We start from the raw sequence: 23,441 nt of genomic DNA, 5'->3' as shown, positions 1-23,441 counted from the left end.
ATTACGGGCGCGCGATTGCGATGCGGCCCTGGCCGCGCCGCGAGCGTGCTTTCGGCAGATAGGCCTCGATCAACTCGGCCATGTGGGCGTTGCGCGCGCGCGCGGTCTTTTCGCCCATCACCACGGCGACGACACGCCGGCCGTCCCGGTCGACGGATGTCGCCAGGTTAAAGCCCGAGGCGCGCGTATAACCGGTCTTGATGCCGTCGGCGCCGCGCACCGTTTCCAAAACCTTGTTGTGGCCGCGGATGGTCTTGCCGCGATAGGCGAAGCTGGTCAGCGAGAAATAGGGGTAATAGGCGGGGAAACGCCTCCTGAGCGACATGCCGAGCTTGGCCATGTCGCGCGCGGTGGTGCGCTGGCGCGAATCCGGCAGGCCGGACGCGTTGCGGAACACCGTGCCGACCATGCCGAGCTGGCGCGCCTTGGCCGTCATCATCGCAGCGAAACGCTCCTCGGTTCCGCCCAGAAACTCCGCCACCGCGGTGGCGACGTCATTGGCCGATTTGGTCGCCAGCGCCCTTATCGCGATGTCGGCCGGCACCGGCTGACCGGCCTTGAGGCCGAGCTTGGAGGGCGGCCGGCTGGCGGCATAGGCCGACACCGGGATCGGCGTGTCGCGGCTCACGCGGCCCTGTTCCATCGCCTCGAACAAGAGATAAAGCGTCATCATCTTGGTCAGCGAGGCCGGGTAGCGGGCGGAATCGGCATTGCGCGCGAAAAGCACGCGCCCGTCCTGCGCATCGACCACGATCGCGGCATATTTCGGCGACGAGGAGGAGGTCGAGCTCGGCACCGCCGTGCGCAGCGTTTCCGACGTCGAACAGGCCGTAACCAGCAGCACCAGGCACAGGCTGAAAACGCCCCTGCCAAGTGCGGTCAGGATTTTTGCGTCCTTGTACCCACCGCGACCCGGCTGCCACGCCACGGCCTTGCGCCATTCACCCCACGATCCGACCATATACCCACGCCCATCTTCTTCCCCAATCCCGGCGGACCATGCCACGCCAGGCTTTCCCAAGGCTATTCACATCACATGCGATTGCAACCGCGACGCCGGCAAATCTGGAGCCCGTCCATGCGCTGAGGGAACGAATGCGGTCATTGCCGGAGATCGTGCGGACGCAGTCGCCAGACGCGGCAAGCCGGCCGGGACCGACTTGCACCGCGCGCCCAGTTGAGGCAGATGGGCGCTATGTCCGCTCCCTCATCCGCGCTATCGCTCGATCACCTGGTGCTGCCGACGGCCGATCTGGAGACCGCCAGCGCCCGCCTCTGCGCCCTGGGCTTCACCGTCGCGCCGCAAGGCACCCATCCGTTCGGCACGGTGAACCGCTGCGTCTATTTTTCGGATGGTTGTTTTCTGGAGCCGCTCGCCATCGGCGATCGGGACCGGTGCACCGCCGCGATCGCCGACGGCAATGTGTTCGTGGCCCGCGACGAGGCCTTTCGGCGCGCACGCGGCCAGGAGGGATTTTCCGCCATCGTGTTCGCCACGGCGGATGCCGAGGCCGACCACGCGCGCTACGTCTCGGGCGGCATGTCGCCGGGAAAACCGCTTTTCTTCACCCGCCCCTTCCTCGACGCCGACGGCAAGGCGGGCGAGGCGAGTTTCAGGCTCGCCTTCGCCACCATCGCCGGGCTCGCCGAGCCGTTCTTTTTCGCCTGTCAGCGTATCGGCGTCCCGGCCGTCGACCGCACGGCGCTGGAAGCCCATGAAAACGGCGCTCGCGGCCTGGCCGGCGCGGTCGTGGTCGCCGACGACACGGTCTCGGTCCGCGATGCGATCGCCAGGATCGCCAAGGTCGGCAACGGCACGGAGCCTGACGCGGAGGCGGCCGCGCTGGTACTGGCGAACGCCGCGATCGACGTGATGCGGCCGGACGCCTATCGCCGACGCTTCGGCGCGGAGCCCGACTGCGGACGTGCCGGTTTTGCGCTGATACGCGTGGCGGTCGACGCCATCGACGTCGTCCGCGCGCTTCTGACAAGTCGCGGCATCGCCAATCGCCTCGTCGGCGCCGGCCTGTTTGTGCCACGCGCGGCTGGGCAGGGCGCCGACATTCTTTTTGAAGCCGGGCTGCGCGAAGCCGGCTCCACCGAGACCGGAACAGCATCATGACGCCCAATCGAAGAATCACCCTCGACAGCGGCGCCGTCTTCGCCAACGACGCGCCGCTGGCGCTGATTGCCGGTCCCTGCCAGCTCGAAAGCCGGCAACACGCCTTCGACATGGCCGGCGCACTCAAGGAACTGACCGCCGGGCTCGGGCTCGGCTTCGTCTACAAGACCAGCTTCGACAAGGCCAACCGGACCGCGCTGACCAGCACGCGGGGCGCGGGCCTCGACGCCGCCCTGCCGATCTTCGCCGACCTGCGCTCGGAACTCGGCATCGCGGTTCTGACCGATGTCCACACCGCCGAACAGTGCGCGCCGGTGGCCGAGGTGGTGGACGTGCTGCAAATCCCGGCCTTCTTGTGCCGTCAGACCGATCTCCTGGTCGCGGCCGCGCAAACCGGTAAGATCGTCAACGTCAAGAAAGGCCAGTTTCTCGCCCCCTGGGACATGAAGAACGTCGTCTCCAAGGTCACGGGCTCGGGCAATCCCAACGTGCTGGTGACCGAGCGCGGGGCATCCTTCGGCTACAACACGCTGGTCTCCGACATGCGCGCCCTGCCGATCATGGCCGAGACCGGCGCTCCGGTGATTTTCGATGCCACCCATTCGGTCCAGCAGCCGGGCGGGCAGGGCGCCACCTCCGGCGGCGAGCGGCGTTTCGTGGCGACGCTGGCGCGCGCGGCGGTTGCCGTCGGCGTGGCGGGGGTGTTCATCGAGACCCACCAGGACCCCGACAACTCGACCTCGTCGGACGGGCCCAACATGGTGCCGCTGAAGGACATGCCGGCACTGCTGGAGCAGCTGATCGCGCTCGACCGGATCGCCAAGGGCTGACCCTCCCGCGCGCCGGTTTCAAAACGGACCCGTCGCACGAACTCTAAGGTTTTGTCGGCAAAGCCGATTTTGGCGAAACCCGGTTCCGCCACCCTGTCCGATACTCTAGACTCGCCCCGGTTCATTCAAGGAGGCATCCATGTCAGTCGCACGCGTCACCGAAATCACCGCATCGTCCGAAAAGAGCTTCGACGACGCCGTCGAAAAGGGCATCGCGCGCGCGGTCAAGACGCTGAAACACGTCACCGGCGCCTGGATCCAGGAACAAAAAGTCACCGTGGAGGACGGCAAGATCGCCGCCTATCGGGTCAACATGAAAGTGACCTTCATCCTCAAGGACTGAGGCCGCGGCACGCCGGGCGGCCACAAGCCGCCGCCCGGCGTGCGCACTCGCGGACACACACGGGCAGGGCACCGCCGCGCCCGCAACAGGCAAGCGCGGCCGGCGGGATCAGTTCTGCAGGGCCTCGATCTGGCCCGCGAACCAGGCGACGTCGTTCTGCCACACCGACCAGTCCGGGTGTTTTTTCACCAGTTCGGACATGATGCGGTGGCCTTCGCGCAAATGCTCGATCGCCTTGGACGGTTCGCTTTCGGCCCGGTAGATCAGCGAGAATTTCGCGTGGCTGACCGCCACGTCGCGCTGCCAGTCGGGATTGGCCGGGTCTGAATTGGCGAGTTCCTCGATGATGGCCGCGCGGGCCTGATATTCGGCCATGGCGTCGGCATATTTCTCTTGCTCGTAATAGACGTCGCCGATCTTTTCGTGCGCGATCGCAACGTCGCGTTTCCAGGTCACGTTAAGCGGATCGGACGCGGCCAGCTTTTGCCGGATTTCCAGGCTGTCGCGCTGATGGGCCAGCGCCTGATCCATTTTCTTCTGCGCTATCAGCACCTTGCCGATCTTTTCATGCGACAGCGACAGATCCCGCAGCCAGGCCCGGTTCTGCTCGTCCATGGCCACCAGGCGCTCGGCCACCTCCATGCGCTTGCGATAGCTTTCCAGCGACGCGTCGAGATCGCCCAGCGAGAACTGCGCATCGCCGATCTTCTCGTCGGCAATCGCCAAGTCGCGCAGCCAGATGGTGTTTTGCGGATCGGTATCGATCAATCCGACCGTCGTCTTGCGGCTGTCGTTCAGCGTCTCAAGCGCCTCGTCATATTTTCCCTGCTGCAGCATGATGTCGGCGAGCCGGCCGAGCGCCACGGTCACGTCGCGCTGCCAAATCGCGTTGCGGTCGTTCGAGTCGGCCAGCTCCTTGATGATGGCGTGCGCGCGTTCCAGCTTTTCGCGGGCAGGGGAGAGACGCCCGAGATAGATCTCGGCGTCGGCGACGTACCAAAGCCCGGCATAGAGGTCGAAGCGCCAGCCGGCGTTCTGCGGATCCTTTTCGACCAGTTCCTCGCGAATCACCAGGCTCGCCTTGTGCGCCTCCAGCGCGCCCTCGAGATCGCCGGTGGCCGCGCGAATGCGGCCGATCCGCTCATGCGCGGTCGACAGGTCGCGTTTCCAGGTGACGTTGAGCGGGTCCTTTTCGGCGAGCTCGCGCGCCATTTCCGCACGCTGGCTATAGGCATTGAGGGCGCCGGCCAGATTGCCCTGGGCAACCAGCACGTCGCCGATCTTTTCGTGCGACAGCGACCAGTCGCGTTTCCACACAAGATTGTCCGGGTAGGCGCGCGACAGCGAGGAAATGATCTTCTCGGCAGTCGAGAACGCCCGCAGCGCCGCCGCCAGATTGCCCTGCGAGACCCGAATGTCGCCGATCCGGTTGAACACCACCGAATAGTCGCGTCGCCAGACCGCGTTGTCGGGATCGCTGGCGACCATTTCCAGCAGGATGTCGCGCGAGCGCTCCAGCTTTTCGATCGCGCTGGAAAGCCGGCCCATGCTGACCTCGACATCGGCGACGTTCCACAGCGAGCCGTTGACGTCGAAGCGCCAGTTCATGTTGTTCGGATCGCCGGCGGCCAGGTCCTCGCGGATCGACAGCGCCCGGCCGAACGCTTCCAGCGCCTCGACCGAATATCCCTGGGCAAACAGCACCGAGCCGATCCGCGTTGCGGAATAGGCGAGGTCGCTTTGCCACTCGGTGTTGTTGGCGTTGCTCGCCGCCAGCCGGTTGACCGGCTTGGCGCCGGCATTGTAGGCGGCGAGCGCACTGGCCAAATTGCCCTGTTTTTTCAACACGTCGCCGACCTTGCCCCACGCCACGCCCAGATCGCGCTGGAACAGCGTGTTGCCGGGCTCGAGATCGGCGATCTGCACGGCGGCGTCAAGACGCCGTTCAAACGCTTCCAGGGCCCCGCCAAGGTCGCCCATGTTCAACAGAACATTGCCGATCCGTTCATAGGCGACCGAATGGTTGCGGATCGCATGCGGGTCGTCCGGGTTCTTGTCGACATAGTCCTGCGAGATCGCCGCGGCGGCCTTGTAGAAATCGAGCGCCCGGTCGAGGCGGCCCTGCGCCTTGGTGATGTCGCCCTGGCCGAAGGCCGCCCAGATCCGGTTGCTGATCTGGCCGTCGTCGCGTGCCCGCGTGCTGGCTTCGCGGAAGGCGCGCAAGGCCTGCGCCGTCGAGCCGGAATCGCGCGACGTATAGGCGAAGTTCATCCAGGTCTGGATATCTTCGGGCTGGAGCTCGGCCGCCTGGCCGAAATAGCGCGCCGCCTTGCCGACATCCTTGGGCCAGGCCAGCGAGGCGATATGGCGCGCCGCCTCGGCGGCTTCCACCCGCTGTGCGGTTTCGATCTCGGCCGCGGCGCGCGCCTGGGTCGCCTTGGTTTCCAAAACCTCGGTGAACAATTCCTCCGCCGCCGTCTCATTGCCCTCGCGCAACAGGGCGAGCGCACGCTCGGCACGGTTGTCGTTGCGCTCGATCAGCGCCTTGCCGGCCTTGGAAATACCATCGAGGATGCGCTGGCGCTCCTCCTGGGTAAGGTCCTGCTGGCCGTCGAGGCCGGCGCTGCGGACATAGGCCGCGCCGATTTCAGCCAGTTCCTGGTTGCGCGCGTTTTCCTGGCGCAGCTTCTCGACCTCGACGCGCAGCGCCACGGCCTGGGGATCGCTGCTACACGCATCACCGGCCAGGCAGGCTTCTGGCGCCCCACCGCGAATCAGGATTTCCGGAATCTGGGTGAAATTCGCCGCCGTGGTCCGTTCGATCACCCGCTTGGAGACCCGGTCGAGCATCTGGGCGAACGGCGCGGTCGGCTCGTTTTCCATCCAGTGGAACAAAGCTTCGGCAAACGGCGAATGCGCACCGGGCACGCCGTCCTGGGCGAGCTGGCCGGCCCGCGTCGACGTGATCAGCAGGAAGCGCGAGGCGCTGTCGGGCACCGCGAAACTGTCGAAGGAGAGGGGACGCGCGCCGCGATCGACGCATTGCTGTGCTTTGAACGGATCGTTGCGGCAGGCGTCCAGAATGACGATTTTCTGGTCCGCCCCCTCCATTGCTTCCAAGACGTCGTCCAGAAGCACTTCGCGCCGCGCCTTCCAGGTGCCGCAGGACAGTTCCATGTCGGTCGGCGCGAGCACGTTGCCCTCGGCCGTCTGCATGCCGTGGCCGGCATAAAACACCAGCGCCACGGAGGCACCGTCGGCCATATATTCGAAATCCTCGAGCGCATCCTGAAGCGCACCGCGATCGAGATCGAAACAGCCCGGCTTCTGGCCGTCGCAACTCATCACGTCGAAACCGTTGCTCATCAACGTCCCGGCAAGACGCGTGGCGTCGCCCACTGGATTGTTGAGCGCCGTCATGTTCTCATAGGCGTTGTTGCCGATGATCAACGCGACCCGCTCCGCCGCGGTCGCCATCGCGACAGGCAGAAACACAGTTGCGGCCGCGATCATGCCGAGCGCCTTAACGCATCGTCGCATTGCCATTACCACCCATAAAACCCGGCACAGGCCACTATATCATATGGGCAACAAGATGGCCAAAGCGACAAAGCTCCGGGACGCAAGGCATGTCTTGATCTATCGCAAGGTGAAACCGCCACGGTGCCGCATGATGTGAAACAGCAGCGCAAACGGAGACGATACATGTATGATACGATCCTCGTTCCGGTCGACCTCGCCGACAGCGACAAGGCGCCGACCATGATCGCCGCGGCCAGGAAGATGGCCAATGACGGCGCGCGCATCGTGCTGGTGAACGTCGTGGAGGACATTCCCACCTTCGTCGCCGCCGAACTGCCCGGCGGGATTATGGAAAAGACGCGCGAGGAGGCCCGCAAGACCCTTGAGGCGATGGCGGCCGAACAAGGCGAGGGGGTCGAGATCGATGTCAGGGTCGGCCAGCCGGCTTCAGGCATTCTGGCCGTGGCCAAAGAGAAAAAGGCCGACGTGATCGTCATCGCCTCGCACAAGCCCGGCCTGCAGGACTATCTGATCGGCTCGACGGCGGCTCGTGTCGTGCGCCACGCGGCCTGTTCCGTGCACGTCATGCGCTAACGGCGTGTCGGCCCGCGGCTTGCCGCGATGGCCGATTGCGCGCCATACTCGGCGCGATGGTCGACCGAGCCTCCGTTTCCGCAAAGCCGCGCGCCGGCGCTTGCCGGTGTGACGAAGGTGATCTCCGCCGGTCTCGCACCCGGCCGGCGGCCAGTGGCGGCGGAAGCGGAACCGCGCTCAGGCCAAAGCCTCAGCGCAAGACGCAGCGCCCGCGGCTCTTCAAGGTCATCCTCGTCAATGACGATTTCACGCCGCGCGACTTCGTCGTGGCGGTGCTGAAGGCGGTGTTCCGGGTATCGCAGGACCAAGGCCGCCGTATCATGATGACCGCGCACAGGCGTGGCGTGTGCGTGGTTGCCGTCTACACCCGGGACGTGGCCGAAACCAAGGCCACCGAAGGCACGGAGGCGGGCAAGGCGGCCGGTTACCCGTTGATGTTCACCACCGAGCCGGAGGAATGAGGCGGGAGTCGGGGCGAACAGGACTGGCACACCGGCCGGCCACAGGCTCCCTCACCGGCATATCAAAGTCGCATAAGATATATTATGGAACTTTTTATCCGGCCATGTTGCCGTTCGGTGGCGCCGGCGGCTCGACCGCCCGCCTGGCGTCGGCCCAGGCCGCGCGCCGCCAATGCTGGAAGATCGGCATCCACAGCCATGACAAGCCGCGCAGGCCGGCGTGGAAAACCGCAAGCACGAAACGCCGCCATCCCGTCTGCTGGCGCCGGTGATCGTCGATATAATCGAGCCCGGCGTGCTGAAACGCGGCTCCGGTTTGCAGGCCGACAATCGTCTCCTTGTAGCGCTCAATATCCGGCGCCCGGCCATAGAGCCTTGCATAGTCGTGCGTGGCCCGCGCAATGGCGACGCCAAGGTCGTAGCGCGTATGCGCACGCACACCGCGCGAGACCAAAAGCAGATGGGACGAAATCGGGGCGGCCATCGTCAACCCGCCGGCAAGGCCATGGTAGCGCCGCCAGGGACCGGCCACCGGCTCTTGCAGCGGCGTATGCATTGCGGCGCGATAAATCTCGTAGAAGCGAATGATCGTCAGATAGGCGAATTCGGGATCTCGCCGCGTGCCGAGAAACCGCATCCAGCGCTGCGTCGTGCGCAGATAGAGCCCGGCAAACAAGGTGTGGATGCGCCGCGCCGGCAAATCTGGCATGCCGGCGAAGGTCTTCCGGTCGGCCTCGATGGCCTCGACAACTGCCAGGGCCCGGGCGCGCAACCGCCCGACAAGGCTCGCCTCGGCCCGCCTGTCGCGGTCTTCGCTCGGCCGCGGCCGCGCTGCGTTCCCCCCAGACATAGGATAATGATAGCAAAGCCGGACGAGCCGGTCACCCGTCGACGTCAGGCTGCGATGTCGCCGACCGTCGCGCCCGCCGCCGCCAGCAACGCGCCGGGCGCGCAGGAAAACACCGCGTCGTGCGCGCCGGCCGCCGCCCAGACAATGTCGAAATCGCACAAGGCCCGATCGGCGAAGGCCGCAACCGGCTCCAGATGGCCGAGCGGCGCCACGCCGCCAATGGCGAAGCCGGTGCGTTCGCGCACCAGCCGCGGATCGGCGCGCGCCAGTTCCTCGCCGGCCAGCGCGGCCGCCTTGGACTGATCGAGCCGGTTGACGCCGGACACCAGGAACAAAAACAGTTTTTGGCTATGCGCACCCTGGAAAATCAGCGATTTGACGATCTGCGCGACGCCGACGCCGCATTGCGCGGCCGCTTCCTCGGCGGTGCGGGTCGATTCGCCCATACGCCGCACCTCGATCGACAGGCCGGCGGACGCTGCCGCCGCACGCACGCGCTCAATGCTCTTGCTCACCGATTTTTCCTTGAAATTCAATGGTTTTAAATCGAAAATTCAAGTACGAGCCCATCGTGCCCCGGCACGACGTGATCAGGCGTTTCGTTCAATACCGTCTCATAGTCGAGCGGCACATGCATATGGGTCAGCACCGCCTTTTTGGGGGCCAGGCGCCCGATCCAGCCGAGCGCCTCCTCCAGCGACAGATGCGAGGGATGCGGTCGGTACTGCAACGCGTCGATGACCAGCAGATCGAGATCGAACAGCCGGTCGACCGTGTCGGGCGGAAAATCGCTTACGTCCGGGCAATAGGCGACGTCGCCGACGCGAAAGCCGAGCGAGACGATCTCGCCATGGATCTGCGGCAGCGGCGTGAAGGTCAGAGCACCGCCCTCTCCCGTGATCGTCACGGCGTCGTCATGGTCGATCTCGTGCGCGTTCAGGATCGGCGGATAGGAACTGCCGGCCGGCGTCTCGAAACAATAACCGAAGGCTGCGCGCAGCCGCGCCAGCGTCTGGCGGTCGGCATAAATATCCATCAGCCGGCGCTGTTCGAGCACGAAACCGCGCAGATCGTCGACCCCGTGAATGTGGTCGGCATGCGCATGGGTATAAAGCACCGCGTCAAGCCGGCGCACGCTGGCGCGCACCATCTGCTCGCGAAAATCCGGCCCCGTGTCGATCGCCACGCGCGTTGTGGCGCCGTCGGGGCGGATGCGCTCGACCAGCGCGGCGGCGCGCAGGCGCCGGTTGCGCGGATTGCCCGGATCGCACCGGCCCCAGTCCCCGGTGATGCGCGGCGTGCCAGGCGAGGAACCGCAACCGAGGATCGTCAGCCGCAGACGGTCTGGCGCCGCGCTCATGAACGCGGGCCGGGCGGACGCGGGACTTTGGAAAACAAGCGGAAAAAATTCTCCGTCGTCCTGGTGGCGAGGTCGTCGGGCGTCAGGCCGAGCGTGTCGGCCAGCACAGCCGCCGTGTGGGCGACGAAGGCCGGCTCGTTGCGCTTGCCGCGATGCGGCGGCGGCGCCAGATAGGGCGCGTCGGTTTCCACCAAAATCCGGTCGTGCGGCAGATCGGCGGCGATCGCGCGCAAGTCGTCGGATTTGCGAAACGCCACAATGCCGGAAAACGACACGTAGCCGCCGAGCCCGATCCCGGTTTCGGCAAGCTGCCTGCCGGACGAAAAGCAGTGCAAGACGAACGGGAAAGCCCCCTTCCCCGTCTCCTCCTCCAGGATCGCGGCCATATCGGCATCGGCGTCGCGGGCGTGGATGACTAGCGGCAGGCCGGTCCGGCGGGAGGCGGCGATATGCCGGCGCAGGCCGGCGGCCTGCGCCGCGCGCGGCGCCTTGTCGTAAAAATAGTCGAGCCCGGCCTCGCCGATCGCCACCACCTTGGGATGGGATGCCAATTGCACCAATTCTTCGGTGGTGACGTCCGTCTCCTCGCCGGCATTGTGCGGATGCGTGCCGACCGAGCAATAGACGCTGTCATAGGCCTCGGCGATCGCCAGGACCTCGGCGAAACGCCGGACCCGCGTCGAGATGGTGACCATCAGGCCGATGCCCGCCGCATGGGCGCGCGCGACCACCTGGTCGCGTTCGGGCGCGAAATCGGGAAAATCGAGATGGCAGTGACTGTCGACCAGCATGATGTTTCCGTTGTCAGCCGGCCGCCGCGCGGTCCTGTTCGACATAACGCGGAAACACCGGCGCCGGCGGCGGCAGCGGATCGCCCGGCGCCAGCGCCCGCTCGAGATCGGCGAAGCGCCTGTGCGCGGGGTCGACCGCCAGCAGGTCGAGCAGTTTGGTCGCAGCATCCGGCACGAAGGGCTGGCACAAAATCGCCACCCGGCGCACCGTCTCGGCCGTCACGTAAAGCACGGTCTGCATGCGCTCCGGGTCGGTCTTTTTCAGCGCCCAGGGCTCCTGGCCGGCGAAATAGCGGTTGGCCTCCGACACCACGCCGAAGATCGAGGCGAGCGCGCTGTGGATCGCCTGGTCGGCAATCGCCTTGCGGGCGGCAACGAGCGCGCCGTCGCACTGATTAAGGATCGCCTGATCCGCTTCCGTCAGCGCGGCCTTGTCGGGCACCCTGCCCGCGCAATTCTTGGCGATCATCGACAGCGAGCGCTGCGCCAGATTGCCGAGATCGTTGGCCAGGTCGGCATTCGAGCGATTGACGATGGCGTCGTGGCTGTAGCTGCCGTCCTGACCGAACGGCACCTCGCGCAGGAAGAAATAGCGCACCTGGTCGAGGCCGTAATGCTCGATCAGCGCGAACGGATCGACGACATTGCCGACCGATTTGGACATCTTCTCGCCCTTGTTGAACAAGAAGCCGTGCGCATAGACCCGCTTCGGCAATTCGATCCCCGCCGACATCAGGAAGGCCGGCCAGTAGACGGCATGGAAACGCACGATGTCCTTGCCGATAATGTGCACATCGGCCGGCCAGTAGCGCCATTTCGATGCGTTCTCGTCGGGAAAGCCGCAGGCGGTGATGTAGTTGGTCAGCGCGTCGACCCACACATACATGACGTGTTTTTCGTCGCCCGGCACGGGCACCCCCCAGGAGAAGGTCGAGCGCGACACCGACAGGTCGCGCAGGCCCGACTTGACGAAGCTGATCACCTCGTTGCGGCGCTCGGCCGGGCCGATGAAGTCGGGATTGGCCTCGTAATGGGCAAGCAGCCGTTCCTGGTAGGCCGACAGCCGGAAGAAATAGGTTTCCTCCTCGTTCCACTCGACCGGCGAGCCGAGCGGCTCGCGGCGCACGCCGTCCTCGCCGACAGTCGTCTCGCTCTCGTCGAAATAGGCCTCCTGGCGCACCGAATACCAGCCGGTATAGCGGTCGAGATAGATGTCGCCATTGTCGGCCATGCGCCGCCATATCGCCTGGCTGGCCTGTTTGTGGCGTGCTTCTGTGGTGCGGATGAAATCGTCGTTGGAGCCGCCGAGCGCCGCGATCATGGTGCGGAAAATATCCGAGTTTCGGTCGGCCAGCGCCTGCGCCGAAACGCCTTCCTTTTCGGCCGTCTGCTGCATTTTCAGCCCGTGCTCGTCGGTACCGGTCAGGAAAAACACGTCCTTGCCGTCAAGCCGGTGAAAACGCGCCAGCGCGTCGGTGGCGATCACCGTATAGGCGTGGCCGATATGCGGCTTGCCGTTCGGGTAGAAGATCGGCGTTGTCAGGTAGAAATTGTCGTTGGCCATGGAAAAGTCTGTCCGAAGAAAGTGACGGCGGTGGGATAGCGCATTGCGGCTGTCATGGCCATCCTGCAATCGGCCGCGCGACCGCCCGCTGGGCGGATCAGCCGCCGAGTGCGGCGTGCATGGCCCGCATCAGCCCGGCGACATGCTGGCGCTTGTCGAGATTGTAGGTCTCCGCCTCGACAATGGCGCGGTTGGCGTCCTGCCAGAATTGCGACAGCGCATCCGCCCGCGCCAGCGCGCCGGTTCGGGCGGCCTCGACCGCGAGCGCGGCGGCATGGTCGAGAACGTGACGGTTGAAAAGCGAAAAGGCCATCGTCTGGTCGCGCGCGGCGACCGCATCGGCAAGCCGCCACGTCTTGGCCACGTCGAACCTTGCGCCGGTGGCGATCTCCTCGATCGCCGCGGCGATTTCCAATCCGCCATATTGGGTCAGCAGGATCGCCTCGCGCACGCTGCCACCGGCGCGTTCCATGAGCGCCCTGGCCGCGTCCGCGTCCTGCGGCGCGATGCCGAGACCCGTCAGCGCGCGGCCGAAGGCGCTTTCGGCCAGCGGCTGCAACCGCACGATCTGGCACCGCGAGCGGATGGTCGGCAGGAGCCCCCCGGCAGCGTGCGAAATCAGGATGAACTGGGTGCGCGCCGGCGGCTCTTCCAGGTTCTTCAACAGAGCGTTGGCCGCGTTCTGGTTCATATCGTCGGCCGGGTCGATGATCACCACCCGATAGCCGCCGTCGTGGGCGGTGAAGGACAGGAAACGCTGCACCTTGCGGATCTCCTCCACCGTAACCGCGGTGCGGAATGCCTTGGTGCGCTCGTTGACCGGGCGGGTCAGATGCAGGATCGAGGGATGCCCGCCATTGGCGATCAGCTTGAACAGCGTCGTTTCGGGATCCGGCGCGGCCAGGGTGTCGGGCGCATCGGCGGCCTCGGCATAACGCAGCAGATGATAGGCGAGATGAAACGCCAGCGTCGCCTTGCCGATCCCGCGCGGTCCGGCCAGCACCAGCGCGTGGTGCAGCTTGCCGGCCCGATACGCCGCGGCGAAGCGGGCGGCCATGTCCTCGTGACCGAACAGGGCCGGGTTTTCCGCCGGCTCTGGAATGTCGTCGAGCGTGTCGTGCTGGAGCACGGCGCTGCGTTCGAAGCTCATTTTTCGGCTGCCACCATCTCGTGTCGTTCGAGCAGATCGGCGACGTGACCGGCAATGGTCGCGGCGACCTCCTCCTCGCTTGCGGACGCGTCGACCACCCTGCAGCGCTCGGGATCGTTGCGGGCGATGTCGCGAAATGCATCGCGCCGCCGCCGGTGAATGTCCAGCGTTTCCTTTTCGTAGCGGTCGGCCTCCCCTTCCCCGCGGCGCGCATTGGCCCGATCGAGCCCCTCGACCGGATCGATGTCGAGAATCAGCGTCAGGTCGGGAATCGTCTCGTTGACGGTGACGCGTTCCAGCGCGGCCATGAAACCGGGATCGAGTTCGCCGGTGACGCCTTGGTAGACGCGCGAGGAATCCATGAACCGGTCGCACAACACCATCGTGCCGCGCTCGAGCGCTGGGCGGATCACCTGCTCGACATGATCCGACCGCGCGGCGGCGAACAGGATCGCCTCCATGGCCGGTCCGAACGGCTCCGCCCCTCCCGACAAAAGCACGTGGCGGATCGCCTCGGCCCCCGGCGAGCCGCCGGGTTCGCGCGTGACGAGCACGTCGTAGCCCTGTGCGCGCAGCGTATCGGCCAGGATGCGGATCTGGCTCGATTTGCCGGCGCCCTCGCCGCCCTCGAAGGTGATGAACAATCCGCGCTGCACGGCCGATCCGCCCTTTCTTCGGCTGTCGGCCGCCTTCTTACTGCCACGCGCCGGCAAAATCCATGCATGCGCGTCGATCGCCGCCCGAGCGGAGCGGACCCAATATTGTCCGCCCGGGGCGGCTGTGTCATAGCGGCCCCGTGAGACGATCTGGAAGGGTGGATTGCCGTTGAACACCCCGGGCGCCGAACCGGACCGCTCCCGGCCCCAGCATGACCGGCTGGCGCCACCCGCGGACTGCACCCCGCTTTCGGGCGCGCTGCTGGCGATGTCGGGATGGGCGCTGGTGTGGCTGGCGATCGCGGCGGCGAGCGCCGCGCGCTGGCCGCTGATCGTTCAGGACGATGCCCGCCATTTCGTGATCTGGCTGCGCCAGCAGGCCGACCCGTCATTGTTTGCCGGCGACGCGATCGCCGATCAGTTCAGGACGCTGACGCCGTGGGCCTATGAAGCGCTCTACCGACCGTTCACCCTGCTGGGCGCCGACGCGCTGCTTGTCCATCTGCTGGTCATGATGGCCGCGCTCGGGGCGCTGTTTTCGCTTTCGGTCTATCTGCTGACCTACGAATTGTGGCCCTCGCGGCGCGGCGCGGCCCTGGTCGGCGCCATCGCCCCGCTCGTGCTCGGCGGCCCGACCGCGGCGGTGGGGCTGCCGAAAACCTTCGGCGTGATCATCATCGCGCTGTCGCTGCTGACCTTTCTGCGCCGCCGTCCGGTCTTGACCGCCGCGGCGCTGTTCGTCGGAACCGGCCTCTATCCCGCCACCGTGGCCGTCAGCGGCCTGGCGATGGCGTTGCTTTGCCTGAAACCGGGTTTTCCCTTCGTTGCGACCGATCGCAGGACGCTGGTCACGCTTGCGGCCGGTGGCATCGCCGCCCTTGCGGGCGGGCTGGTGTTCATGCGCGAACTGGCAACCCTCGGCCCGACCTTTTCGCTCGAGCAAGCCCGGCAGGCCGCGATCTTCTCGCCCGGCGGGCGGCTCGCCTTTTTCGAGGCGGACGGCGCGCTCGGCCTGTGGTGCAATCGCAACGGTTACGCCACCTTCTGCTTTCGCACGCTGGCCCCGCCCTGGCGGGGCCTCGTCGCCGGCCTACTGCTCGCGCTTTTTTTCGGCCTCGCCTGGGCGATCGCCAACGGCCGCGCGGCGCGGCCGATGCGCCGGCTCGGCCTGCCGGAGCCGCCGCCGCGCTTGGCCGGCGTCGCGCTGGCCGTTCTCGCCGCCGGCCTCATCCTGCACAGTCTCGCCCTGCTGCTGTTGTTCAGGCTGCACGAGCCGAGCCGTTACGGCCACAACGCCGTCAAGACCGCCTTCGTGCTCGTCGTCCTGCCTTTCGCGGCCGCCGCCGTCATCGGCGGCGCACGGCGGCTCCGGCGTCATGGCTGGTCGAAGGCGGCGCGGGCGCTCGTGTTCACGCCGGGCCTGATCGTGGCGGTGGCGATGGTGGCAACCAGTGCGATGTTTTTTTCCAAGGCGCCCGCCATCCATGCCTATCTGCGCCAGACGCCAAAGGACACGCTGGTGGGCGGATTTTCGCGCGAGCTCGATCTCGTGCCGGCCTTTTCCTCGCGCGGCGTCTACGCCGCGTACGAATTGATGATCCCCTACAAAAAAACCTATCACGACCTGCTTTATCGGCGCATTACCCAGACCGTGCTTGCCCTTTATCAAGTCACGCCCGACGCCTTCACAGCCTTCGCGCGCGACAGCGGCATCGACTATGTGCTCGTCGACCGGGGCGAAAGGCACCAGCGCGACCGGCTGCGCCGCTGGCAGGAGAGCGTGCCGGCGGTGGCGCCGGCGCTGCGGTTTCTGGAGGCGGGCAAGACGCCGTTCTTCAAGCCGCTTGAGACGCGCTGCACGGTCGCGCGGAGCCCGCGCCAGTTGCTGTTGGACGCCGCCTGCCTCTCCGCGCGGTAAAGCCGGTGCGCCGGCCGCCTATCCGCATTCGTAGCCGATCCTGCCTTTGGGGCTGTTTTTGAACGGATCGATCAGCGCATCGGTATAGGCACCCGCCAGAAGCCGCTTGCGCGGCAGAAGATGGGTGCGGAAAAACCGGCTGGCCGCGGCCAGCCTCTTGCCATGGGCGGTCAGCTTCACGCATCCGCCCTCGATCACCACGGTGCCGGATTCGAGCTGCTCGGTCAGGCGCACGTCGACCAGCCGGTATTCCGGCAGATATTCCTCGGTAAAAACCTGCCCGATCGCGTCGCGGCGAATACCGCCGCCGCGCTGCTCGAGCTTTTCCAGGATGTAGAAGGACAGCGACCGGTCGAGCACGGTCGGCACCGAGATCGCGAACGCGTAACCGCCCAAAAACCACACAACCACGAGAAGCAGGGCCTCAAAGCCGGTGAAGGGCAAAAAACGCCGCAGCGCCACGACCAGCGCAACCAGCACCGCCAGCGCGGCGAGCGCGTCCTGCACGGCGCTGTAAAGCACCACATCGACGGGCAGGAAACGGACATGGACGGCGTAAAAGCCAAGCAGCAGAACCACATAGACGAGGCTCAGCAGGACCGCATAGGCGAGTTTCATCGCACGAACACCAGAAAACGGTTGCCGGCATAGCTGAGGCTGACCTGCATCGCGGTCGCGATCACGAAACCGATGCGGAAATCGTGACCGAGAAAGTCGGTCCACACCAGAAGCACGAGGCCGTGCAGCAGCGCGATCGCACCATAGAGCCCGCCAAATTTGACCATCTGGCGCAGAATGGGCTCCTCGGTCTTGCGGAACACGAAATAGCGGCTGCCGAGGAAAGAGGCGGTGATGCCGACGATGGCGGCGAGAAAATTGGCGAGCCCCGCCGAAGGGATGTCCAGCACGGCCAGGTTGAAGCTTAGCGCACCGTAATGCACGAGCGTCGCCGCGAGCCCGTTGACGACGTAACGCAGCACTTCGCGAAAACGCGCGCTCACGGCGTTTCGACCTTTTGACCGGTTTCGAAGATCTCGTCGACAAAGGCCAGATAGGCGATCGAACTGGCGATGGTGCCGCCGCGCACGACGCCGGTCAGCATCAGCGTCATCAGCGCCAGCGCGCCGGTCTGCAGGAAGATCAGTACCAGGATGCCGAGCGCGACCGAAAACCAGCCCGGCGTGGAAAAGCCGGCGAGCTTGAGCCCCACCGCCACGATGGCGCCAACGACAGACAGCGCCGCCGTCAGCGTGCAGGCGATGCCGACGCGCACCAGCACGTCCTCGGCAAACACCATCAGCCCCTTGAAACCATGCAGCGTCAGGCCGACGAAATTCATCTTTGAATGCCCGGCATAACGCGGCCCGCGCGGCAGCGCGCACAAGCCCGTGCGCAGCTTGGACGCGAGCACCGTGCCGGCGACATGGACCGACAATTCCTGCATGGAAACCAGGCGACGGACAGCATGCGCCTTCAGCGCCATAAAATTGCCGAACGAGATCGCGCGGCCCGTCATCAGGCCGAAAAACCGCTTGTAGATGGCGTAAAACGCCTTGAACCAGATCGTTTCGACCCGCTTTTCGCGTTGCGCGACCACGACGTCGACGTCGCCACCACGCAGCCGGTCGAGCAGGCGCGGGATGGTCTCGGGCATGTCCTCGCCGTCGGAATCCATCACCACCACCTCGTGCTGGGGGCCGATATGATCGGCCGCGTAGCCGAGCCCGATCGCGATTGCCTGCTGGTGGCCGACATTGCGCCGCAGCCTGAGAACCACCCCGTCGAGCCCGGCCGCGCGCAGGCTTTCGACGTCGAGCGGCTGGCGGACCGAGCCGTCGTCGACGGCGATCACGAACAGCGCCGCACCGAAGCGGGCCGAGAGTTCGCCGAACAGGCGCGCCGCGGCGTCGCGGTCTTCGTAGACCGGCGTGACGATGACGAGCTGTTTGTGCGACAGGTTCATCTCATCTTCGACCGTTTGACGCCACCGGATGGCGGCGCGGATCGGCGGGACCGCGCCCCGGCATCGTTCCGGTTTGCCCGAAAAGCCGCCAAGATGAAAGCGGCCGCGGCGATTTCGATGCCACGGGCCGGCGCCGGCGACCGGCGCGTCAGCGCAGCCAGCCGATCAGCAATTCCTCGATCGCGTCGAGCGCGCGCCGGTGCAGAGGCCCGACATCGACATCCTCGGCGGCGAAAAGCGGCGTTTCCTGGCTGAGCGTCTCGCCGACCCACACTTTCAGCGCGCCGACTGGCGTGCCCGCCGACACCGGCGCGGTGACCGGCCCCTCGTAGACGATGCGCGCGATCAGGCGGTCGCGATTGGTGATCGGGATGAAGATCGAGACCGGCCCGTCGGCCTTGAGCGCCACCCCGGTCTTGGCGCCGCCGAACAGCTTTGCCTCGCCGACCACCTCGCCGGCGCCGAAAATCTCGCGCTTTTCGAACGCCCGCATGCCCCAGTCCAGCACCTTGCGCGCCTCCTCGGCGCGCACGCTGGCGCTCGACATGCCGCTAAGCGCGACGAACAGGCGCCGATTGCCGCGCTTGGCCGAGCCGACGATGCCGTAGCCCGATTCCTCGGTGTAGCCGGTCTTCAGCCCGTCGGCGCCGATATCCATCTTCAACAGCGGATTGCGGTTCGACTGCTTGATGTTGTTCCAGGTGAAGTCGGGCTGCGCGTAATAGCGATAAAACTGCGGATATTCGCGCCAGATATGCAGCGCCAGCCGGGCCAGTTCGCGCACGGTGACCACCTGGCCGTCGGCCGGCAGGCCGGTCGAGTTCTTGAACACCGATTTCTCCAGCCCGATCGCGCGCGCCCGCTCGGTCATCAGCTGGGCGAAATTCTCCTCCGAGCCGGCCATGCCCTCGGCGATGATGATGCAGCCATCGTTCGCCGACTGGACGATGACGCCCTGGATCAGATCTTCCAGCCGGATCGAGGATTTGAGCTCGGCGAACATGGTCGAGGTGCCCGACGGCGCGCCACCCGTCCTCCAGGCGTTTTCGGAGACCAGGAATTCGTCGTCGAGCGACAGCCGCCCCGATTTGACGGCATTGAACACCACCTCCATGGTCATCAGCTTGGCGAGCGAGGCCGGCGGGATCAGCGCATCGGGGTCCTTGGACAACAAAATCGTGCCGGTCTCGGCGTCGATCATGAAGGCGGACTGGGCGCGGGTTTCGAAAAGCTGTGCCCAGGCGGGCGGCGACAACGCCATCGCCACGGCGAAAACGCCGATCAAGGCGGTCACGACCGCCCGGAATTTCGCATATGTCACGCCAACACCCCGTGTCCTCGCGGCGCCGCGCCCCGTACCGCGTCAAGCGCGCGCGGGCACCGTCCGAAAGCCCCGGGCGAACCTAGAACCGTTCATCGCCAAATGGAAGCGGCCGGGTGGAATGGAGTTTTGGTTGGCGCCGGCAAGCGCCCCGCGACCGCAAGCCCCCCAATCGGGGCGCCGCCGGCCGGAAGGGCCGATCGGCAAACGGACGAACGTCAGTCGCGCACCGTTAGCGCCTGCTCCGCGCCCGCCGCCCAGGCCAGGCGCAGCATGGCGTCGAGCCCGGCGCGGCCGTCTGGGCGCAGATTGACCGTGTACCAGGGCGCGCCCTGGCTGCGGTCCTCGATGAGTTCGGGCCGGCCATGGGCGGCGAGCGCGGCGATCACGCTCTGCGCCTCATTGCGACTGGCGAACGTGCCGACCGCGATATAGGCGCCGCCGGCCTGCGGGCGCTCCAGCCGGTCGGCCTTGCCGCTGCGCGCGGCGGGCGCGACCGGCGCGGACCCCTGTCCGGCCAGCAGCGTGTCGAACGCGCCGGCGGCACGCGCCACGCGCCGGTCGGCATAAGACAGGGCCGCGACCGCCACCGGGGCGGCGAGCCCGCCGGGCAAGGGGCGCTCCGGCACGGACGGACCGAGCGCGGGCAGCAGCGGATCGCCGTCGACGACCGTGGCGCGCAACGGGCCGGCCCGCGTCGCCGCATCGAGGGCAGAGACCGGCGCCGACGGCGTCGGACCGTTCATGGCGATCATCACGCCGGGCGAGATTTCCTGCGGACCGCCGTCCTGGCCGCCAGGACGGTAGGAGGCCATCAAATATTGATCGTCCTGGCCGTGCAGGGGCGCGCGGCCGACATATTCGACCTTGACCTTGGCCACGCCCGAATGGGTGTAGTCGAGCATCTCGGCCGCCCGTTTCGACAGATCGATGACCCGGCCGCGCGCGAACGGGCCGCGATCGTTGACGCGCACGACGACGGAACTGCCGTTCTTCAAATTGGTGACGCGGGCATAGCTCGGCAGCGGCATGGTCGGGTGCGCGGCCGTGAGATGGGTCATGTCGTAGACTTCGCCATTGGCGGTGAGCCGGCCGTGGAAGGCCGAGCCGTACCAGGAGGCCGCGCCGACCTTGACGTAGTCGGGATCTTCCTTGGGATAATACCACTTGCCCTTGACCTTGTAGGGCTTGCCGGTCTGGTCGCGGCCGCCGCCGCGCTTCAGCCCCGAGCGCTTGGTCGACACTTTCGGGCTGGCCTTCACACCGTATTCGGCTTCGGAAAAATATTCCTTCGACCCGGCGCTGGCGACCGAGGCCTTCGGCGTGGGATCGCCGGCGCACGAGGCCACGAACGCGGCCGCACCGATCAGGGCGATGGACGCCGGCAGACGCCGGCGCAAGTGCAATGACATGGAAAAACCGTCCCCAGAAACCGTCATTCGAAACCGCGGCAACACCCTTGCGGTACGTGATCGACACCGATCGGACAACCCTCTCGCGCCCGACAGCGCCACCAGTACCAAAAAACTGCTTAGCGTGCTCTTAATCCCTTGTGGCGAGAACGGGGCGATTTTGTGACCGCGCCGACCCATTTTTCGACATATGGGCGGGCGCTGTTCGCCGCCTCCGGTCGCGCCAACCGGTTTGGCGGCGCACCGCCCGTCCGCCCTGTCCGCGCGCGCCGCCGCACGGACGGCGCCGAAACCGCCAATCTTGCAAACCAGGCCGGCATCGCGCATTAACGGGCCGAGGCCGGAGGGATGGCCGAGCGGTTTAAGGCACCGGTCTTGAAAACCGGCGTGGCAGCGATGTCACCGTGGGTTCGAATCCCACTCCCTCCGCCAAACACCGCCGATCGCCCTCTATGGCGCGATATTGCCGCCGATCACCGCTTTCCATCCGGTGAGATAGTAAGCCGCCGATTCTACGCTACAGCCCGATAAATCTGACGATGCGCGGCCGGTCTGATCCGGCCGCGCAATTTCGCCCGCTACATTGCCGGGCGCATTTCCGAGTATGTCCCTCCGGTTCGGAGAGTAACAGTCACATCGGCATCCGTGCGATTTCGCCAGAACCAACCATGATTGCCTGTGAAGGCTGCTTCGAGTTCGCCTTCCTGCTCCGGCACGCCGCGCCCCTGCTCGTAGGAAACCGACTGACCGCCGCCATCGCCATGCGTATCGTAATTCACGACCGCTCCGTTGGCTGTCCAATGGAAACGGGCACGTTCGCCCTCGTTCATCACCAGCTTGATTTCCGTTCCTTGGCCGGGCGTCAGGACGAAGGACACCTCGTCTCTCCATTCGGACGCTGGGGCGACTGATTGTTGCTGTGGGGCAGGAAGCGCCGCCTGTTCCTGCGCGGGCTGTCCTTCGATCAACCCGGCAAGCGGATCGGCGGCTGGCATTGATGCGGGAGCGCTTGTCGCCAAGCCCTGAAGCGTTGCCTCGATCCGGTCGAGCCGGGCGATCAGTTCTGCGTTGGCACTGGCAGCCATATTCGCCGCGTCCTGCGCGGCTTCCTCGGCGAGCTGCATCTTGATCTGGCCCATCTGCGTCAGGCCGAGAACGCCGCCGACGCCGGTGGGATCGACGCCGTATTCGGACGGCAGCACGACAAAGGCAAGGATGGCCGCAGCCGTGACGCTCGCGATCCAGGTGGAGCGCTTGAGTTGCGCCGAGGTCGGCAGTTCCGCCCGGCGGGGAAGGTCGGTGTTATACATGGGTCAGTCCTTTCAGGCGGCCGGAGCGAAGAAGAAGCCGGCGATCTGGTAGCCGGTGAGCATGAAGCCGGCGACCATCATCGCGACGTTCATCGTGTAGGCGTTCTTCCAGAAGCTCGGTTTCCAGCGCCAGTAGCTGATGACGATCAGGATGGCGGACAGCGCGAGAAGCTGGCCGATCTCGACGCCGACGTTGAAGGCGAGCAGGTTCGGCACCAGTCCGTCCGGCGAAATCTCGTATTCGATGATCTTGGTCGAGAGCCCGAAGCCGTGGAAGAAGCCGAAGATCAGCGTCGCGGCCTTGGTATTGGGCTGGAAGCCGAACCAGCGCTGGTAGGCCCCCATGTTGTCGAGCGCCTTGTAGACGACCGACAGGCCGATGATGGCGTCGATGATGTAGCTGTTGATGCCGATGTTGAAATAGACACCCGCCAGCATCGTCACGGAGTGGCCGATGGCGAACAGGCTGACATAGGTGGCGATGTGCTTCGGCCGGTAGAGGAAGAAGATCACGCCGAGCAGGAACAGGATGTGGTCGTATCCCGTGACCATGTGCTTGGCCCCGAGATAGATGAAGGGGATCAGGTGAACCCCGGTGATTTCCTGAATGTAGCCCTTGTCGCCCTCGGCGACGGCATGCGCCAAGGCAGGGCTGGCAAACGCTGCCGACCCAAAAAGGACGGCGAGCATGGTGAGGGCGATCCGTCCACGCGCAAAGCGTGGCGGACCCTCGTGGGAAGGTCGTTGCATGGAAACTCCAATCGTCGTCGGTGAACTGGCCGCGCGTGCGGCCGCGATCAGGCGATGACGATCGGTCTCGGCGGACGTTCGAGCCGGTAGCTCGCGCCGAGATGCGCCGCGTCGGGCGACGTTGGCACGATAGCCTGCACAAGCGTTGGCACGTCCGGCGAGCTGCCCGGCGGCGTTGTCGGCGTCTCGTGCGAATGGTCGGCCGGGTTATGGCCGTGCGAATGGCCCGCCACCTGCTCGTGGTCCTCGCCGTCGTCATGGCTATGGCCGTGCTCGGCGATTTCCGCTTCGAGCTGGGCGTGCCGTTCCGCCTCGACCGCAGCGAGGGCGACGGGATCGTGCGACGGGGAGTGTGAAGCATGGGGCAACAGCGAGCCGAACGCCATCGCGACAGCGAGGACGAGGCACAGCACCGCTCTGTTGACCCGGTTCGACATGATTAACGGTTTCTCACCAAAATCTTAAGAATTCTTTGTCGCGGCAAGGAGGCGAGAGTGAGAAAGGCTTGGCATATCCCCTGCGGG

Annotated in this window: 21 protein-coding genes, 1 tRNA gene and 2 pseudogenes; 7 read left to right on the top strand and 17 right to left on the bottom strand. The window is 66.0% G+C overall.

What is annotated here, in order from left to right; all coding sequences use genetic code 11:
* Positions 1–46 precede the first annotated feature (46 nt).
* A pseudogene (locus C7T96_RS01275) lies at positions 47–808 on the bottom strand (D-alanyl-D-alanine carboxypeptidase family protein); the annotation flags it as partial.
* A 387-nt stretch (positions 809–1,195) separates the two neighbouring features.
* On the opposite strand from C7T96_RS01275, the gene C7T96_RS01270 reads away from it, so the two are divergent.
* The 3 genes from C7T96_RS01270 (at position 1,196) to C7T96_RS01260 (ending at position 3,295) form a co-directional block, all read left to right on the top strand.
* On the top strand, positions 1,196–2,122 hold the full coding sequence (locus C7T96_RS01270; RefSeq protein WP_158264279.1) for a VOC family protein: 927 nt from the start codon (positions 1,196–1,198) through the stop codon (positions 2,120–2,122).
* A complete protein-coding gene (gene kdsA, locus C7T96_RS01265; protein ID WP_106569356.1) occupies positions 2,119–2,952 on the top strand; it encodes a 3-deoxy-8-phosphooctulonate synthase in 834 nt (277 codons plus the stop codon). Before C7T96_RS01270 ends, kdsA begins: the two co-directional genes overlap by 4 nt.
* A gap of 139 nt (positions 2,953–3,091) precedes the next feature.
* Positions 3,092–3,295 carry a dodecin family protein gene (locus C7T96_RS01260; protein ID WP_106569355.1) on the top strand — a complete coding sequence of 68 codons (204 nt, stop codon included), beginning with the start codon at positions 3,092–3,094 and terminating at the stop codon, positions 3,293–3,295.
* A gap of 108 nt (positions 3,296–3,403) precedes the next feature.
* Here the strand turns inward: C7T96_RS01260 and C7T96_RS01255 are convergent, their stop codons facing one another.
* Positions 3,404–6,835 carry a caspase family protein gene (locus tag C7T96_RS01255; RefSeq protein WP_158264278.1) on the bottom strand — a complete coding sequence of 1,144 codons (3,432 nt, stop codon included), beginning with the start codon at positions 6,833–6,835 and terminating at the stop codon, positions 3,404–3,406.
* 165 nt (positions 6,836–7,000) lie between these two features.
* Here C7T96_RS01255 and C7T96_RS01250 point away from each other — a divergent pair, with 165 nt between their 5' ends.
* Both C7T96_RS01250 and clpS read left to right on the top strand, forming a co-directional pair.
* Positions 7,001–7,411 carry a universal stress protein gene (locus C7T96_RS01250; protein WP_106569353.1) on the top strand — a complete coding sequence of 137 codons (411 nt, stop codon included), beginning with the start codon at positions 7,001–7,003 and terminating at the stop codon, positions 7,409–7,411.
* 179 nt (positions 7,412–7,590) lie between these two features.
* Positions 7,591–7,872 (top strand): annotated as a pseudogene (gene clpS / locus C7T96_RS01245) (ATP-dependent Clp protease adapter ClpS); the annotation flags it as partial.
* 94 nt (positions 7,873–7,966) lie between these two features.
* Here clpS and C7T96_RS01240 read toward each other — a convergent pair.
* From C7T96_RS01240 to tmk, 7 genes are all read right to left on the bottom strand, one after another.
* Positions 7,967–8,581 carry a DUF5995 family protein gene (locus C7T96_RS01240; RefSeq protein ID WP_146149124.1) on the bottom strand — a complete coding sequence of 205 codons (615 nt, stop codon included), beginning with the start codon at positions 8,579–8,581 and terminating at the stop codon, positions 7,967–7,969.
* A 185-nt stretch (positions 8,582–8,766) separates the two neighbouring features.
* Complete coding sequence (locus C7T96_RS01235; RefSeq protein WP_106569937.1) at positions 8,767–9,237, bottom strand: YbaK/EbsC family protein; 471 nt, start codon at positions 9,235–9,237, stop codon at positions 8,767–8,769.
* A gap of 26 nt (positions 9,238–9,263) precedes the next feature.
* Entirely contained in the window at positions 9,264–10,082 is an 819-nt protein-coding gene (locus C7T96_RS01230; RefSeq protein ID WP_106569351.1) for an MBL fold metallo-hydrolase, read from the bottom strand.
* Positions 10,079–10,873: a TatD family hydrolase gene (locus C7T96_RS01225; RefSeq protein WP_106569936.1), complete on the bottom strand. Its 795-nt coding sequence runs from the start codon at positions 10,871–10,873 to the stop codon at positions 10,079–10,081. Before C7T96_RS01225 ends, C7T96_RS01230 begins: the two co-directional genes overlap by 4 nt.
* Before the next feature lie 13 nt (positions 10,874–10,886).
* Positions 10,887–12,437: a methionine--tRNA ligase gene (gene metG / locus C7T96_RS01220; protein ID WP_106569350.1), complete on the bottom strand. Its 1,551-nt coding sequence runs from the start codon at positions 12,435–12,437 to the stop codon at positions 10,887–10,889.
* 97 nt (positions 12,438–12,534) lie between these two features.
* Positions 12,535–13,587: a DNA polymerase III subunit delta' gene (locus tag C7T96_RS01215; protein ID WP_106569349.1), complete on the bottom strand. Its 1,053-nt coding sequence runs from the start codon at positions 13,585–13,587 to the stop codon at positions 12,535–12,537.
* Complete coding sequence (tmk, locus tag C7T96_RS01210) at positions 13,584–14,243, bottom strand: dTMP kinase (protein WP_106569348.1); 660 nt, start codon at positions 14,241–14,243, stop codon at positions 13,584–13,586. The genes C7T96_RS01215 and tmk overlap by 4 nt, the downstream gene beginning before the upstream one ends.
* A gap of 163 nt (positions 14,244–14,406) precedes the next feature.
* Here tmk and C7T96_RS01205 point away from each other — a divergent pair, with 163 nt between their 5' ends.
* A complete protein-coding gene (locus tag C7T96_RS01205; protein ID WP_146149123.1) occupies positions 14,407–16,161 on the top strand; it encodes a hypothetical protein in 1,755 nt (584 codons plus the stop codon).
* Positions 16,162–16,179: 18 nt separating this feature from the next.
* Here the strand turns inward: C7T96_RS01205 and C7T96_RS01200 are convergent, their stop codons facing one another.
* The 5 genes from C7T96_RS01200 to C7T96_RS01180 form a co-directional block, all read right to left on the bottom strand.
* Positions 16,180–16,779 (bottom strand): hypothetical protein, encoded by a 600-nt coding sequence (locus tag C7T96_RS01200; RefSeq protein WP_106569346.1) that lies wholly within the window; start codon positions 16,777–16,779, stop codon positions 16,180–16,182.
* Complete coding sequence (locus tag C7T96_RS01195) at positions 16,776–17,162, bottom strand: GtrA family protein (RefSeq protein ID WP_106569345.1); 387 nt, start codon at positions 17,160–17,162, stop codon at positions 16,776–16,778. The genes C7T96_RS01200 and C7T96_RS01195 overlap by 4 nt, the downstream gene beginning before the upstream one ends.
* Complete coding sequence (locus C7T96_RS01190) at positions 17,159–18,124, bottom strand: glycosyltransferase (RefSeq protein ID WP_106569344.1); 966 nt, start codon at positions 18,122–18,124, stop codon at positions 17,159–17,161. Before C7T96_RS01190 ends, C7T96_RS01195 begins: the two co-directional genes overlap by 4 nt.
* 148 nt (positions 18,125–18,272) lie before the next feature.
* Entirely contained in the window at positions 18,273–19,385 is a 1,113-nt protein-coding gene (locus C7T96_RS01185; RefSeq protein ID WP_106569935.1) for a D-alanyl-D-alanine carboxypeptidase family protein, read from the bottom strand.
* 278 nt (positions 19,386–19,663) lie between these two features.
* The gene (locus C7T96_RS01180; RefSeq protein ID WP_106569934.1) at positions 19,664–20,857 is read right to left on the bottom strand and encodes a septal ring lytic transglycosylase RlpA family protein; all 1,194 of its coding nucleotides are present in this window, start codon (positions 20,855–20,857) and stop codon (positions 19,664–19,666) included.
* Between the two features lie 342 nt (positions 20,858–21,199).
* Here C7T96_RS01180 and C7T96_RS01175 point away from each other — a divergent pair.
* Positions 21,200–21,289 (top strand) — tRNA-Ser (locus C7T96_RS01175).
* Between the two features lie 146 nt (positions 21,290–21,435).
* Here the strand turns inward: C7T96_RS01175 and C7T96_RS01170 are convergent.
* From C7T96_RS01170 to C7T96_RS01160, 3 genes are read right to left on the bottom strand one after another with little or no spacing between them, the layout of a single operon-like run.
* Entirely contained in the window at positions 21,436–22,167 is a 732-nt protein-coding gene (locus C7T96_RS01170; RefSeq protein ID WP_106569343.1) for a hypothetical protein, read from the bottom strand.
* Positions 22,168–22,179: 12 nt separating this feature from the next.
* Positions 22,180–22,917 (bottom strand): HupE/UreJ family protein, encoded by a 738-nt coding sequence (locus C7T96_RS01165; protein ID WP_106569342.1) that lies wholly within the window; start codon positions 22,915–22,917, stop codon positions 22,180–22,182.
* A 47-nt stretch (positions 22,918–22,964) separates the two neighbouring features.
* Complete coding sequence (locus C7T96_RS01160) at positions 22,965–23,354, bottom strand: hypothetical protein (RefSeq protein ID WP_106569341.1); 390 nt, start codon at positions 23,352–23,354, stop codon at positions 22,965–22,967.
* Positions 23,355–23,441 lie beyond the last annotated feature (87 nt).

This window comes from Nitratireductor sp. StC3 (genome assembly GCF_003015025.1).
Classification (GTDB): domain Bacteria; phylum Pseudomonadota; class Alphaproteobacteria; order Rhizobiales; family Rhizobiaceae; genus Mangrovimarina; species Mangrovimarina alexandrii.
This window is presented reverse-complemented; position numbering and strand designations above follow the sequence as displayed.